The 14,876-nt window shown below is 65.7% G+C and carries 11 protein-coding genes; 4 read left to right on the top strand and 7 right to left on the bottom strand.

Going from position 1 to position 14,876, the window contains the following annotated elements; all coding sequences use genetic code 11:
* Positions 1-68: 68 nt before the first annotated feature.
* From CAG46_RS12075 to CAG46_RS12055, 5 genes are all read right to left on the bottom strand, one after another.
* Positions 69-1,901 (bottom strand): ABC transporter ATP-binding protein, encoded by a 1,833-nt coding sequence (locus CAG46_RS12075; RefSeq protein ID WP_075044054.1) that lies wholly within the window; start codon positions 1,899-1,901, stop codon positions 69-71.
* Positions 1,894-2,526, bottom strand: coding sequence for a DsbA family protein (locus CAG46_RS12070; RefSeq protein ID WP_025338093.1), 633 nt, complete (start codon positions 2,524-2,526; stop codon positions 1,894-1,896). Before CAG46_RS12070 ends, CAG46_RS12075 begins: the two co-directional genes overlap by 8 nt.
* Before the next feature lie 3 nt (positions 2,527-2,529).
* Entirely contained in the window at positions 2,530-3,462 is a 933-nt protein-coding gene (locus CAG46_RS12065; protein WP_025338092.1) for a rhodanese-related sulfurtransferase, read from the bottom strand.
* Between the two features lie 228 nt (positions 3,463-3,690).
* Positions 3,691-3,987: a BolA family transcriptional regulator gene (locus tag CAG46_RS12060; protein ID WP_003252644.1), complete on the bottom strand. Its 297-nt coding sequence runs from the start codon at positions 3,985-3,987 to the stop codon at positions 3,691-3,693.
* A 10-nt stretch (positions 3,988-3,997) separates the two neighbouring features.
* Complete coding sequence (locus CAG46_RS12055; protein ID WP_025338091.1) at positions 3,998-4,522, bottom strand: DUF2059 domain-containing protein; 525 nt, start codon at positions 4,520-4,522, stop codon at positions 3,998-4,000.
* A 155-nt stretch (positions 4,523-4,677) separates the two neighbouring features.
* Between CAG46_RS12055 and CAG46_RS12050 the strand changes: the two genes are divergently transcribed.
* Positions 4,678-6,072 carry a class II fumarate hydratase gene (locus CAG46_RS12050; RefSeq protein ID WP_025338090.1) on the top strand — a complete coding sequence of 465 codons (1,395 nt, stop codon included), beginning with the start codon at positions 4,678-4,680 and terminating at the stop codon, positions 6,070-6,072.
* A 132-nt stretch (positions 6,073-6,204) separates the two neighbouring features.
* On the opposite strand, the gene CAG46_RS12045 is transcribed toward CAG46_RS12050, so the two are convergent.
* Positions 6,205-7,170, bottom strand: coding sequence for a DMT family transporter (locus tag CAG46_RS12045; RefSeq protein ID WP_025338089.1), 966 nt, complete (start codon positions 7,168-7,170; stop codon positions 6,205-6,207).
* 254 nt (positions 7,171-7,424) lie between these two features.
* A complete protein-coding gene (pap, locus tag CAG46_RS12040; RefSeq protein WP_025338088.1) occupies positions 7,425-8,918 on the bottom strand; it encodes a polyphosphate:AMP phosphotransferase in 1,494 nt (497 codons plus the stop codon).
* A 153-nt stretch (positions 8,919-9,071) separates the two neighbouring features.
* Between pap and mnmC the strand changes: the two genes are divergently transcribed.
* The 3 genes from mnmC (at position 9,072) to ngg (ending at position 14,799) form a co-directional block, all read left to right on the top strand.
* Positions 9,072-11,036 (top strand): bifunctional tRNA (5-methylaminomethyl-2-thiouridine)(34)-methyltransferase MnmD/FAD-dependent 5-carboxymethylaminomethyl-2-thiouridine(34) oxidoreductase MnmC, encoded by a 1,965-nt coding sequence (gene mnmC / locus CAG46_RS12035; protein ID WP_085617666.1) that lies wholly within the window; start codon positions 9,072-9,074, stop codon positions 11,034-11,036.
* Positions 11,037-11,262: 226 nt separating this feature from the next.
* A complete protein-coding gene (locus tag CAG46_RS12030; RefSeq protein ID WP_085617664.1) occupies positions 11,263-13,050 on the top strand; it encodes an N-acetylglutaminylglutamine amidotransferase in 1,788 nt (595 codons plus the stop codon).
* A gap of 3 nt (positions 13,051-13,053) precedes the next feature.
* Positions 13,054-14,799 (top strand): N-acetylglutaminylglutamine synthetase, encoded by a 1,746-nt coding sequence (gene ngg, locus CAG46_RS12025; protein WP_025338085.1) that lies wholly within the window; start codon positions 13,054-13,056, stop codon positions 14,797-14,799.
* The last annotated feature ends 77 nt before the right edge of the window (positions 14,800-14,876 follow it).

The raw sequence follows: 14,876 nt of genomic DNA, 5'->3' as shown, positions 1-14,876 counted from the left end.
CTCAGGCCTGTGGTAATCCTGTGGGAGCTGGCTTGCCGGCGATAGGGCCCGCACAGGCTGCCACAAATTCAGCTCTGCTGCAGGTGCCCGTAAAGCTTGGCATACAACCCACCCTCGGCAATCAGCTGCTGATGGTCGCCATCCTCGGCCACGTGCCCGCCGTCGAACACCAGCACCCGGTCGGCCTGTTTCACCGCCGACAGGCGGTGGGCAATGATCAGTGTGGTGCGGCCGCTGAGGAAGCGCGCCAGGGCCTGGTGCAGGTTGTATTCGGTGGCGGCATCCAGGGCCGAGGTGGCTTCGTCGAGGATCACCACCTTGGGTTCGGCCAGCACCATGCGGGCAATGGCCAGGCGCTGGCGCTGGCCACCGGACAAGCGCACGCCGGAGCGCCCCACCACACTGTCCAGGCCCTGCGGCAGGGCGGCGATGGTGGCATCCAGCTGGGCAATGCGCAGCGCCTGCCAGCAGGCCTCGTCGCTGCAGTCACGGCCCATGGTCAGGTTGGCGCGCACGGTGTCGTTGAACAACGACGGGTGCTGCAATACCACCGCGACGTTTTCACGCAGGGTTTCCAGGCCGATTTCCTGCAGGCTGGCACCGCCAAAGCGGATAGTGCCGGCCTGGGCGCTGTAGAGGCCCAGCAACAGCTGCACCAAGGTGCTCTTGCCACCACCGCTGGCGCCGACGATCGCCACCTTCTCGCCCGGGGCGATGGACAGGTCGAGGTGCTCGAGCACCGGCTCGTCGGCATAGGCAAAGCGCAGGTCGCGCACTTCGATGCCCACCGTCTCGCGGCCGGCGAACGGGTCGCTGGCAGCCGGGTACTGCGGCTCGTCGTCGCGTGCCAGCAGTTCGTTGAGGCGGCTGAGCGCACCACCGGCGGCGTAGTAGGCGTATTGCAGGTTGAGCAGCTGCTCCACCGGGCCGATCATGAACCACAGGTAGCTGAACACCGCCAGCATCTGGCCGATCGACAGGTCGGAGAACAGCACGGTGAGCATGGCCGCGGCGCGGAAGATATCGATGCCGAACTGGAACAGCAGGCCACTGGCGCGGCCACTGGCATCGCTCTTCCACTGCGAATCCACGGCGTAGTCACGCACTTCGCGGGCGCGCAGGCCAAGGCGACCCAGGAAGTAGCCCTGACGGTTGCCGGCGCGGATCTCCTGAATGGCGTCGAGGGTTTCCGCCAGCGCCTGGGTAAAGCGTGCGGTGCTGTCGTTCTCGAGCTTTTTCAGGTGCTTGACGCGCTTGCCCAGCTGCACGGTGAAGTAGATCACCAGCGGGTTGAACAGCAAGATCAGCAAGGCCAGCTGCCAGTGCATCCAGATCAGGATGGCCGCCGTGCCGGTCAGGGTCAGCATGGCCACCAGGAAGCGGCTAAGGGTTTCGCCGACGAACTTGTCGAGGGTGTCCAGGTCGGTGACCAGGTGAGTGGTCACCGTGCCGCTGCCCAGGCTTTCGTATTCCTTCAGCGAGATGCGCTTGAGCCGCTCGATCAGCCGAATGCGCAGGCGGTAGACGATGTCCTTGGCCAGGCCGGCGAACAGCTTGGCCTGGATCACGTTGAACGCCAGGGCGGCCAGGCGCAGGCACAGGGTCAGCAGCAGCATCAGGCCGATGTAGCCCGCGGCCACCTGCCAACTGGACGGCAGCAGGTGGTTCATCCACTTCAGCGCGGCATCGCCATGGCCCAGCAGCACTTCGTCCACCAGCAGCGGCAGCAGCAGCGGGATAGGCACGCTGCAGCAGGCCGCCAATACGGCGATGAGGTTGGCGGACCAGAGGTTTTTCTTGTGATGCAGGGCCAGGCGGCGGATTTCCGCCCAGCTCAATCGATCGGCCACAGTGTGAGGTTTGCCCGGTACCGGGTCGGGTGACCCAGGCACATCAAGCACAGGCGGCCTGCTGCAGCCAGCGGCCGAGCAAGGGTTGCAGGCGCTCCAGCGGCTGGTAGCCGTTGGTCAGCAGGGCCAGTTGGCCATTGCGTTCGGCAAGCAAGGTCGGGAAACCGGCGATGCCCAGGTCCTGGGCCCAGCTGAAATCGGCTGCAGTGGCGGCGCGGGTGTCGGCACGGGCGAAGGCCTCGGCGAACACGGCACGGTCGAAGCCTGCCTGTTCGGCCAGGTCGACCAGATGCGGCGCAACGGTCACGTCCACGCCTTGCTCGTAGAACGAACGCTGGATCAGCGCCAGCAGCGGCCAGACGCGCTCGGCGTCCAGTTCGCGGGCGGTGACCAGGGCACGGCACGCCGGCTCGGTGTCGTAGACGAAGCCGTCGGGCATGGCCCCCTCGAAGCGGAACGGCTGGCCGGTGGCATCGGCCACCGCCTGCCAGTGTTCGAGGATGTACTTGCGGGTAGAGCTGTCCAGGGCACTGCCGCCGGTACGCAGCCCGCCCGGCACCAGGCGGGTGGGCACGCCTGCGTCACGCGCCTGGGCGATCAGGGCCGCGGCCACGGGTGCGAAACCCCAGCACCAGGAGCACATCGGGTCCATCACATAGATCAGGCGTGCAGACATGCATCAAGCCTCGGCTTTGTAGTTGTAACCGATCGGGTGCGGCAGGTTGCGGGCCTTGGCCAGCTCGATCTGCTTCTGCCGGTCGATGGCGCTACGCCGGGTCTTCTCGCTCAGGGTGTCCCAGCAATGCGGGCAGCTGACCCCTGGCGAATAGTGCTCGGACGCGCGCTCCTCTGCATTGATCGGGTGGCGGCAGGCGTGGCACTGGTCGTACTCGCCTTCGCTCAGGTCATGGCGCACCGTGACGCGGTTGTCGAAGACGAAGCAGTCGCCGTCCCACAGGCTTTCTTCCTGAGGCACTTCCTCGAAGTATTTCAGGATGCCGCCCTTAAGATGATAGACCGCCTCGAAGCCTTCACCGAGCATGTAGCTGGAGGCTTTTTCGCAACGGATACCGCCGGTGCAGAACATGGCAACCTTCTTGTGCTTGCTGGGGTCGAAGTTGGCCTTGATGTAGTCGGGGAACTCGCGGAAGGTTTCGGTCTTCGGGTCGATGGCGCCCTTGAAGGTACCGATGGCCACTTCGTAGTCGTTGCGGGTGTCGATCAGCAGCACTTCCGGGTCGCTGATCAGCGCGTTCCAGTCCTTGGGCTCGACGTAGGTGCCGACCGCCTGGTTCGGGTCCACGCCCGGCACGCCGAGGGTGACGATCTCTTTCTTGAGCTTGACCTTGGTGCGGTAGAACGGCTGTTCGTCGCAGTACGATTCCTTGTGGTCGACATCGACCAGGCGCGGGTCGTTGCGCAGCCAGGCCAGCAGGCCGTCGATGCCTTCGCGGGTGGCCGACACGGTGCCGTTGATGCCCTCGTGGGCCAGCAGCAGGGTGCCCTTGACGTTGTTGTCGAGCATGGTCTTGAGCAGCGGCTCGCGCAGCTCGACGTAGTCTTCCAGGGTGACGAACTTGTACAGCGCCGCGACGACGATGGGTTGGGACATGAAGCAGGATCTCCAGTGGTTGCCCTCGTAAGGGGCGGACCGGGTTTGACAGGTGTAGAAAAAGCTTGGGGGCGCTTTGCGCCCCTTTCGCGACACAAGGCCGCTCCTACAAGGGAATGCACAACCCGATGGCTGTTGCGATCCCTTGTAGGAGCGGCCTTGTGTCGCGAAAGGGCCGCAAAACGGCCCCCGGATTTTGCAGGATTCTACCAGAACAACAGCAAGGTTTCAGTGCCCGCCGCCCGCGCACACCGGCGAGGCCGGTGCAACGCCGACCTTGGCCCACTCTTCGGCAGTGTAGGTGTGGATGGCCAGGGCATGGATCTCGCCCATCAGCTCACCCATGGTGGCGTACACCTTCTGGTGGCGCTTGACGCTGTTCAACCCGGCAAACTGCTCGCTGACGATCACTGCCTTGTAGTGGGTCTCCTGACCACGACTGTGCATGTGGCTTTCGTTGAGCACTTGCAGGTGTTGCGGCGCCAGGGCGGCCAGCTGCTGTTCGATACGCTGTTGCATGGTCATCGCGGCGTACTCACTTCTTCGCCGGGGCGGCGGCCTTGCCAGCGTTCGGGTCCAGCTCCTTGGTCATGTCGTCCAGCAGCTTGTTCACCACCGGTACCGCTGGCTCCAGGCTCTGCTGGGTCAGCTGGGCCGACTGCTGGGTGACCTTGGGCATTTCGCGCAGCACTTTCTTGCCCAGCGGCGATTCGTAGAACTTGACCAGGTCCTTGAGCTCCTGCTCGGTGAAGGTCTGGGTGTACAGGTCGACCATCTTCGGCTTCAGCTTGTTCCAGCCGATGGCGTTGTCCAGCGCGGCGTTGGCCTTGGCCTGGTAGCTTTCCAGCACCGCCTGCTTGGTGGTCGGGGCCTTGGTCTGGGCGAAACGCTGGGCGAACATCTGCTGGACCTGCATGTATACCGGGGTGCCCAGCTTGTCGGCGTTGGCCAGGGTCAGGAATTTCTCGGCAGCAGCGTTGTGGCTGGCGGTGGCAGCGAGTACCTGGCCGCTGGCGCAAGCCAGGGCAACGGCGGCACAAAGGACACGGAGACGGGTCATTGCATTTCCTTCAGAAGAGAGGGAGGCGGGTACCTCAGAGTAGAGCATTCTGCGCCGTGGTGGCGATGTGCTCAAGTGGCACGACGAGCGACGGAACCGCTCGGTCGAATCAGGGCCTAAACTGCGATTTCGAACTACACAGGAGTGAGTACAGAATGAGCCGTATCGAGACAGACAGCCTGGGCCCGGTCGAAGTTCCTGAGGACGCCTACTGGGGTGCGCAGACCCAGCGTTCGCTGATCAACTTCGCCATCGGCAAGGAACGCATGCCCATCGCGGTGCTGCACGCCCTGGCGCTGATCAAGAAGGCCGCGGCCCGCGTCAACGACCGTAACGGCGACTTGCCAGCCGACATCGCCCGGCTGATCGAGCAGGCCGCCGACGAAGTGCTGGGCGGCCAGCATGACGACCAGTTCCCGCTGGTGGTCTGGCAGACCGGCAGCGGCACCCAGAGCAACATGAACGTCAACGAAGTGATCGCCGGGCGGGCCAACGAACTGGCCGGCAAGGGCCGTGGCGGCAAGGCACCCGTGCACCCCAACGACCACGTCAACCGCTCGCAGAGTTCCAACGACTGCTTCCCTACCGCCATGCACATCGCTGCGGCGCACGCGGTGCACGACAAGCTGCTGCCGGCCATTGCAGAGCTGTCCTCGGGGCTGGCCGAGCTGTCGGCACGCCACCACAAGCTGGTGAAGACCGGCCGCACGCACATGATGGACGCCACGCCGATCACCTTCGGCCAGGAAGTGTCGGCCTTCGTCGCCCAGCTCGACTATGCCCAGCGCGCCATCCGCGCCACCTTGCCGGCGGTGTGCGAACTGGCCCAGGGCGGCACTGCCGTGGGTACCGGGCTCAACGCCCCGCATGGTTTTGCCGAAGCCATCGCCGCCGAGCTGGCGGCGCTGTCCGGCCTGCCGTTCGTCACTGCGCCGAACAAGTTCGCTGCCCTAGCCGGCCACGAGCCGCTGACCAGCCTGGCCGGCGCCCTGAAGACCCTGGCCGTGGCCCTGATGAAAATCGCCAACGACCTGCGCCTGCTGGGTTCCGGCCCGCGCGCCGGGCTGGCCGAGGTACGCCTGCCGGCCAACGAGCCGGGCAGCTCGATCATGCCAGGCAAGGTCAACCCGACCCAGTGCGAAGCGCTGTCGATGCTGGCCTGCCAGGTGCTGGGCAACGACGCGGCGATCGGCTTTGCCGCCAGCCAGGGGCATTTGCAGCTGAACGTGTTCAAGCCGGTGATCATCCACAACCTGCTGCAGTCGATCGAATTGCTGGCAGACGGCTGCCGCAACTTCCAGCAGCACTGCGTGGCGGGCATCGAGCCGGATGCCGAGCAGATGGCGGCGCACCTGGAGCGGGGGTTGATGCTGGTGACGGCGCTGAACCCGCATATTGGCTATGACAAGGCGGCGGAAATTGCCAAGAAGGCCTATGGCGAAGGCAAGACCTTGCGCGAGGCGGCACTGGAGCTGAAGTACCTGACCAATGAGCAGTTCGACCAGTGGGTGAGGCCGGAGAACATGCTGGCTCCGGGGGGCAAGGGCTGACAGCTCAGAGACCGCGCTCCCCTGTAGGAGCGGCCTTGTGTCGCGATGGGCTGCGCAGCAGCCCCCAAAAATCTATGTCGCTGCCGAGATTTCTGGGGCTGCTGCGCAGCCCATCGCGACACAAGGCCGCTCCTACACAGAGCGCGCAACCCTCTTGAACTTGCGGGCGCGCCACCCGGCCACCAGCGAAGGCCCCAGCGCCACCAGCGCCGAACCCAGCACCACCGTCACTGCCCCCACATAGCCCAGGGCATTGATGTCCTCGGCGTGCACATACTCAGGCCACACCAACGCCGCCAACGCCACCGCGACAAAGGTCACCAGCGGGGTCAGCGCCAGCGTGGCACTCACCCGCGACGCCTCCCAGTGCGCCAGCGCCTCGGCGAACGCGCCATAGGCCACCAGGGTATTCAGGCAACAGGCCAGCAACAGCCAGCCTTGCACCGGGGTCAGCTGCAACGCCTCCAACGGGTGGACCCAGGGCGTCAGCAGCGCGGCGCAGCTGAGGTAGATCACCATCATTACCTGCTGCGAATGCCACACAGTCAGCAGCTGCTTCTGGCTAAGCGCATAGAACACCCAGATGCTGGTGGCCAGCAGGATGGTCAGCACGCCGGTGGTATAGGTGCCGAGCGAGGTCAGCAGCTCTTCCAAACGCTGGTTGAAAAACAGCCCGAACCCCGCCAGCAGGATCAGCAGGCCCACGCCCTGCCCCAGGCTGAAACGCTCGCGGAACACGAACACGCTTGCCACCAGCAACAGCACCGGGCCGATCTGCACAACCAGTTGCGCGGTGCCCGGGCTGAGCAGGTTGAGGCCGATCAGGTACAACACGTAGTTGCCCATCAGGCCAAGCACGGCCACTACCACAAGGCCTTTGCCCTTGGGCGCCAGTTTGCGCAAGGAGGGCAACCTGCGCTTGGCGGCCAGCCAGGCGAACAGCAGGCCACCGGAGACCAGCAGGCGGTACCAGGTGACGGTGACCGGGTCGACCACTTGCAGCACCTGCTTGAGCTTGATCGGCAGGATGCCCCAGAGCAATGCGGTCAGAAGTGCCAGGAACAGGCCATAGCCCCAGCGGCCGGTAATGGTGTGCATAAAATCCTCGATCAAGCCCGTGGTGGGGGTAGTTGAATTCTACGGGCTTGGAGGGCGGGGACGGTGGCAAGTGCCGGGAAAAGAATTCATCAGGTCATTCTTCTGCGGCATGGCTTGGCAGATATGCTGCCTGTTCTGGCCTCTTCGCGGGTAAACCCGCTCCCACAGGGATCACACAAGATTCAGCCCTGTGGTATTCCTGTGGGAGCGGGTTCACCCGCGAAGAGGTCGGCACAGGCAAACAGGAACTTCGATTATTTCTTGTCCCTGGCAAACGCCGCCTCAAGCGCCTGGTTGATGGTGCGCAACACCTTCACCCGCGCCCAGCGCTTGTCGTTGGCCTCCACCAGCGTCCAGGGCGCAATCTCGGTGCTGGTGCGGTCGACCATGTCTCCCACCGCCTGAACATAGTCGTCCCACTTGTCGCGGTTGCGCCAGTCGTCCTCGGTGATCTTGTAGCGCTTGAACGGGATCTGCTCGCGCTCTTCGAAGCGCTCCAGCTGGGTCTGCTGGTCGATCGCCAGCCAGAACTTGACCACCACCGTGCCGGCATTCACCAGCTGTTCCTCGAAATCGTTGATCTCGCTGTAGGCCCGCATCCAGTCGGCCGGGCTGCAGAAGCCTTCCACCCGCTCCACCAGCACCCGGCCATACCAGGAACGGTCGAAGATGGTGAACTTGCCACGCGCCGGAATGTGCCGCCAGAACCGCCACAGGTAAGGCTGCGCGCGTTCTTCTTCAGTGGGCGCGGCAATCGGCACGATGCGGTACTGGCGCGGGTCCAGCGCGGCGGCCACGCGGCGGATGGCGCCGCCCTTGCCAGCAGCGTCGTTGCCTTCGAACACCGCCACCAAGGCATGCCGGCGCATGTGCTTGTGGCGCAGCAGGCCGGCCAGGCGTGCCTGCTCGGTGACCAGTTGCTCCTGGTAGTCGGACTTGTCCAGGCGCAGGGTCATGTCCAGCGCGCCAAGCAAGCTGCGCTGGTCGATGCTGCGGCCCAGCGGAGCAACGTTGCCCCGGTGCTTGCCTTTGGGGTTGTTGTCCAGTGCCGCCTGCAGGCTTTCCAGCAGGATGCGACCTACCGCCAGGCTGCGGTAGTTCGGGTCGACGCCCTCGATGACATGCCACGGCGCGTAATCGCGGCTGGTGCGGCGCAGCACGCGCTCACCAAAGCGCACGAAACGGTCGTAGGTCTCCGACTGCTGCCAGTCCAGCGGGCTGATCTTCCAGCTGTGCAGCGGGTCGTCCTTGAGCGATTTCAGCCGCGCCTTCATCTGTTTCTTGGACAGGTGGAACCAGAACTTGATGATCAGCGCACCTTCGTCGCACAGCATTTCCTCCAGCCGCTCGGCGCCGGTGATGGCCTGGTCGAGCACGGCGTCCTTGAACACCCCGTGCACCCGCCCCTGCAGCATCTGGCTGTACCAGTTGCCGAAGAACACGCCCATCCGCCCCTTCGGTGGCAGGGCCCGCCAGTAGCGCCATGCCGGCGGGCGGGCCAGCTCTTCGTCGGTCTGCTGGTCGAAGGTGAGCACATCGATCATGCGCGGGTCCATCCACTCGTTGAGCAGTTTGACCGTCTCGCCCTTGCCGGCGCCTTCGATACCGTTGATCAGCACGATTACCGGGAAGCGCGCCTGCTGCTTGAGTTCGTACTGGGCTTCGAGCAGGGCCTCGCGCAAAGCGGGTACCTCGGCGTCGTAAGCCTCCTTGTCGATGCTGTGGCCGATTTCGGCGGATTCGAACATGCACTGGCTCCTTCAATGGATAAGCAAGACTAGCGGATTTGAAGGCTTGTGCAGTACCTGTGGGAGCGGGCGTGCCCGCGAAGAGGCCGGCACAGCCTGCGCAAACTTCCCGGATGGCATAAAATCCGCCCATCCGCTGCAACCGAGCCAACCATGTCCACCCTCCTCCAGCACGCCCAGATCGACTGGGACGACCAGGGCCGCCCCCATTCGCGGCAATACGACGACGTCTATTTCGCAGTCAACGAAGGCATCGAAGAAACCAAGCACGTGTTTCTTGGGCAAACCCGCCTGGCCGAGCGCTTTGCCAACCTCGCCCCGCACGCCTGCCTGGTGATCGGCGAAACCGGGTTCGGCACCGGCATGAACTTCTACTGCGCCTGGCAACTGTTCGAGCAGCACGCCCATGCCGAGGCCCGCCTGCATTTCGTCAGCGTCGAAAAATACCCCCTCGGTCGCGACGACCTGGCCCGCGCCATACGCCTGTGGCCGGAACTGGCGGCCTACAGCCAGCCCCTGCTGGAGCAGTACGTGGCAGTGCACCCTGGCTTCCAGCAGTTCACCTTCGACAACGGCCGGGTCACCCTCACCCTGTTGATAGGCGACGTACTGGAACAGCTGCCGCAACTCGATGCGCAGATCGATGTGTGGTTCCTCGACGGCTTCGCCCCGGCCAAGAACCCCGACATGTGGACCCCGGAGCTGTTCGCGCAGCTGGCACGGCTGTCACACCCGGGCACGGTGCTAGGCACCTTCACCACCACCGGCTGGGTACGCCGCAGCCTGGTCGACGCCGGCTTCGCCATGAAGAAGGTGCCGGGCATCGGCAAGAAATGGGAAGTGATGAGCGGCGCCTATGTCGGCCCTGTGCCCAGCCCCGGCGCGCCATGGTACGCGCGCCCGGCTGCCGTAGCGGGGCCGCGTGAAGCGCTGGTGATAGGCGCCGGGCTCGCCGGCAGCACAACCGCCGCCAGCCTGGCCCGGCGTGGCTGGCAGGTTACCGTGCTGGAACGCCACGACACCCCGGCACGGGAAGCTTCGGGTAACCCGCAAGGGGTGCTGTACCTCAAGCTGTCCGCCCACGGCACGGCGTTGTCGCAGATGATCCTGGCCGGTTTCGGTTACACCCGGCGCCAGCTGCAGCGCCTGCAACGTGGCCGCGACTGGGATGCCTGCGGCGTGCTGCAACTGGCCTTCGACAGCAAGGAAGCCGAACGCCAGGGCAAGCTGGCTGGCGCCTTCGAACCTGGCCTGTTGCACTCGCTGGAGCGTGCAGAGGCCGAAGCCATCGCCGGGGTGGCCTTGCCGGCTGGTGGGCTGTTCTATCCCGAAGGTGGCTGGGTGCACCCGCCGGCGCTGTGCCAGCAGCAGTTGCAGCACCCAGGTATTCGCCTGCTGACGCACCAGGAGGTGCTCGAACTGCGCAAGGTCAACGGGCAGTGGCAAGCCTGGGCTGGCGAACACCTGCTGGCCAGCGCACCGGTGGTGGTCCTGGCCGGTGCCGCCGACGTACTGCGCTTCGAGCCATGCGCGCAGCTGCCGCTCAAGCACATCCGCGGGCAGATCACCCGCCTGCCGGCCACGGCCAGCAGCCGCGCGCTGCGCACCGTGGTGTGTGCGGAAGGCTATGTGGCGCCGCCGCGCGGGGATGAACACACCTTGGGCGCGAGCTTCGACTTCCACAGCACAGACCTGGCACCGACGGTGGCCGAGCACCAGGGCAACCTGGCATTGCTGGACGAGATTTCGGTCGACCTGGCCCAGCGCCTGGGTACGGCCGAGCTGGACCCCGGGCAATTGCAGGGGCGTGCGGCGTTCCGTTGCACCAGCCCGGATTACCTGCCGATCGTCGGGCCGGTGGCGGATGCGCAGGCGTTCGCCCAGGCCTACGCAGTGCTGGGCCGGGATGCACGGCAGTTGCCGGATGTGGCCTGCCCCTGGCTGGATGGGTTGTATGTGAACAGCGGGCATGGCTCGCGCGGGTTGATCACGGCGCCATTGAGCGGTGAACTGGTGGCGGCGTGGGTGTGCGGGGAGCCGCTGCCGTTGCCACGGGCGGTGGCGGAGGCGTGCCACCCGAACCGGTTTGCCTTGCGCAGGTTGATTCGCGGGAAATAGGGAAATGGGGCTGCTGCGCAGCCCATCGCGACACAAGGCCGCTCCTACAGGAGATCGTATTCTCTTGTAGGAGCGGCCTTGTGTCGCGAAAGGGGCGCAACGCGCCCCCATAGCTTTGCGCCATATAACAGATCGATCTAAAACTCTCACAAACCACATGGGTCAGTTCCTTAAGGTGCCCTAATCCGGGGTACCCCCTCCCCAACGGAAAAACCGGTAAGGACCTATGTGCGGATTAGCAGGAGAGTTGCGTTTCACCCCCATCGACCAAGCCCCTCGCCCAGCCGACCTGGCTGCGGTAGAGCGCATAACCCACCACCTGGCGCCCCGCGGCCCGGATGCCTGGGGCTTCCATAGCCAAGGCCCGATCGCCCTCGGCCACCGGCGCCTGAAAATCATGGACCTGTCCGACGGCTCTGCCCAGCCGATGGTCGACAACACCCTGGGCCTTTCGCTGGCCTTCAACGGCGCCATCTACAACTTCCCCGAACTGCGCCAGGAGCTGCAGGCCCTGGGCTACAGCTTCTGGTCCGACGGCGACACCGAGGTGCTGCTCAAGGGCTACCACGCCTGGGGCGCGGCTTTGCTGCCCAAGCTCAATGGCATGTTCGCCCTGGCCATCTGGGAGCGCGACAACCAGCGCCTGTTCCTCGCCCGCGACCGCCTGGGCGTCAAACCCTTGTACCTGTCGCGCAACGGCGAGCGCCTGCGCTTCGCCTCGACCCTGCCGGCGCTGCTCAAGGGTGGTGACATCGACCCGATGCTCGACCCGGTGGCACTCAACCACTACCTGAATTTCCACGCCGTGGTGCCGGCGCCGCGCACCCTGCTGGCCAACGTGCAAAAGCTGGAACCCGGTACCTGGATGCGCATCGACCGCCATGGCGAAGTGGAACGCCAGACCTGGTGGCAGCTGCACTATGGCGCCAACCCCGATGAACGTGAGCTGGACCTGGAAGGCTGGACCACCCGCGTGCTCGACGCCACCCGCGACGCCGTGGCCATTCGCCAACGGGCAGCGGTGGACGTGGGTGTGCTGCTGTCCGGTGGGGTCGATTCCAGCCTGCTGGTCGGCCTGCTGCGCGAAGTGGGCGTGGACGACCTGTCGACCTTCTCCATCGGTTTCGAGGATGCCGGCGGCGAACGCGGCGACGAGTTCCAGTATTCCGACCTGATCGCCAAGCACTACGGCACCCGCCACCACCAGCTACGCATCGCCGAGCACGAGATCATCGAGCAATTGCCGGCCGCCTTCCGCGCCATGAGCGAGCCGATGGTCAGCCACGACTGCATCGCCTTTTACCTGCTGTCGCGGGAAGTAGCCCGGCACTGCAAGGGCGTGCAAAGCGGCCAGGGGGCCGACGAGCTGTTCGCCGGCTACCACTGGTACCCCCAGGTGGACGGCGCCGAAGATGCCTTTACCGCCTACCGCGAGGCCTTCTTCGATCGCAGCCACGCCGAGTACCGCGACACCGTGCAGGCACCCTGGCTTCTGGAAACCGACACGGCCGGCGACTTCGTCCGTGAACACTTCGCCCGCCCCGGTGCCCCCGATGCGGTAGACAAGGCGCTGCGCCTGGACAGCACGGTGATGTTGGTCGACGACCCGGTCAAACGGGTCGACAACATGACCATGGCCTGGGGCCTGGAGGCGCGCACACCGTTCCTCGACTACCGCCTGGTGGAGCTGTCAGCACGCATTCCGGCACGCTTCAAGCTGCCCGACGGCGGCAAGCAGGTGCTCAAGCAGGCGGCGCGGCGGGTGATCCCGCACGAGGTGATCGACCGCAAGAAGGGTTACTTCCCGGTACCTGGCCTGAAGCACCTGGAAGGCGCCACCCTCGGCTGGGTACGTGAATTGCTGACCGACCCCAGCCAGGACCGCGGGCTGTTCAACCCGGCCATGCTCGACCGCCTGCTGAGCAACCCGCACGGCCAGCTGACACCGCTACGCGGCTCCAAGCTGTGGCAGCTGGCGGCGCTGAACCTGTGGCTGAGCGAACAAGGAATCTGACCGATGAAAGCCCATGAAATCGCTTACGGTCAGCGCCTGCTGCGCGGCCAGGCGCCGTCCTACGAGCGCCTGCAGGCGCGCCTGGCCGGCGATGGCAGCCAGCCACACGACCAGCCGCGCGCCGTGCATTGCGGCTGGGGCCGGCTGTTGATCGGACACACCTACCCCAACCCGGCCGACCTCGCCGCCGACCTGCTGGAAGAACGCCCCGGCGAGCGCGACATCGCCTTGTACGTGGCCGCGCCCCAGCAGCTGCTGGCCCAGGCCCCGCAGCAACTGTTCCTCGACCCGTCCGACACCCTGCGCCTGTGGTTCACCGACTACCGCCCGGCGCAGCGGGTGTTCCGCGGCTTCCGCGTGCGCCGGGCGCAGAACCCGGGCGACTGGCAGGCGATCAACACCCTGTACCAGGCGCGCGGCATGTTGCCGGTCGACGCCGAGCTGCTCACCCCTCTGCACCTGGGCGGCCCGGTGTACTGGCTGGCCGAGGACGAAGACAGCGGCGCGGTGATCGGCAGCGTCATGGGCCTGAACCACGCCAAGGCATTCGACGACCCCGAGCACGGCAGCAGCTTGTGGTGCCTGGCGGTAGACCCGCACTGCACCCGCCCCGGCGTGGGTGAAGTGCTGGTGCGCCACCTGATCGAACACTTCATGAGCCGTGGGCTGGCCTACCTGGACCTGTCGGTGCTGCACGACAACCGCCAGGCCAAGCGCCTGTATCAGAAGCTGGGTTTTCGCAACCTGCCGACCTTCGCGGTCAAGCGCAAAAACGGCATCAACGAGCAGCTGTTTCTGGGGCCGGGGCCTCAAGCCGACCTCAACCCGTACGCACGCATCATCGTCGACGAGGCACTGCGCCGGGGCATCGAGGTACAAGTGGACGATGCCGCCGGCGGCCTGTTCACCCTCAGCCTGGGTGGGCGCCGCATTCGCTGCCGTGAGTCGCTCAGCGACCTGACCAGCGCCGTGACCATGACCCTGTGCCAGGACAAGCGCCTGACCCAGCATGCCCTGCACAATGCCGGGCTGCAGGTGCCGGCGCAGCAACTGGCCGGCAATGCCGACGACAACCTGGCGTTTCTCGACGAGCATGGCGCGGTGGTGGTCAAGCCGGTCGATGGCGAGCAAGGCCAGGGCGTGGCGGTGAACCTCACCTGCATCGACGACATCACCCACGCCGTGGCGCAGGCCCGCCAGTTCGACAGCCGCGTGTTGCTGGAAAGCTTCCATGCCGGGCATGACCTGCGCATCGTGGTGATCGGCTATGAAGTGGTGGCGGCAGCCATCCGTCACCCGGCGCAGGTGCTGGGCGATGGCAAGCACAGCATCCGCCAGCTGATCGATGCCCAGAGCCGTCGGCGCCAGGCCGCAACCGGTGGCGAAAGCCGCATTCCGCTGGACGACGAAACCGAGCGCACCCTGCGCGCGGCGGGCTTTGGCTACGACGACGTGTTGCCCGCCGGCCAGCGCCTGGCCGTGCGACGCACCGCCAACCTGCACACCGGCGGCACCCTGGAAGACGTGACCGAACGCCTGCACCCGGTGCTGGCCGACGCCGCCGTGCGCGCTGCACGGGCGCTGGAGATCCCGGTGGTGGGGCTGGACTTCATGGTGCGTGATGCCGGGCAACCGGAGTACGTGATCATCGAGGCCAACGAGCGTGCCGGGTTGGCCAACCATGAACCACAACCGACCGCCGAGCGTTTTATCGACCTGCTGTTTCCGCATAGCCGGCCTTTGGCGTAACTGCTGATGGCCCTATCGCCGGCAAGCCAGCTCCCACAGGTACCCCACAGGCGCTGAACTCTGTGGGTTTCCTGTGG

It is taken from the genome of Pseudomonas sp. B23(2017), assembly GCF_002113725.1.
Taxonomy (GTDB): Bacteria; Pseudomonadota; Gammaproteobacteria; order Pseudomonadales; family Pseudomonadaceae; genus Aquipseudomonas; species Aquipseudomonas putida_Z.
Note: the sequence above shows the minus strand (reverse complement) of the source record. Positions and strands in the feature narration are given on the sequence as shown.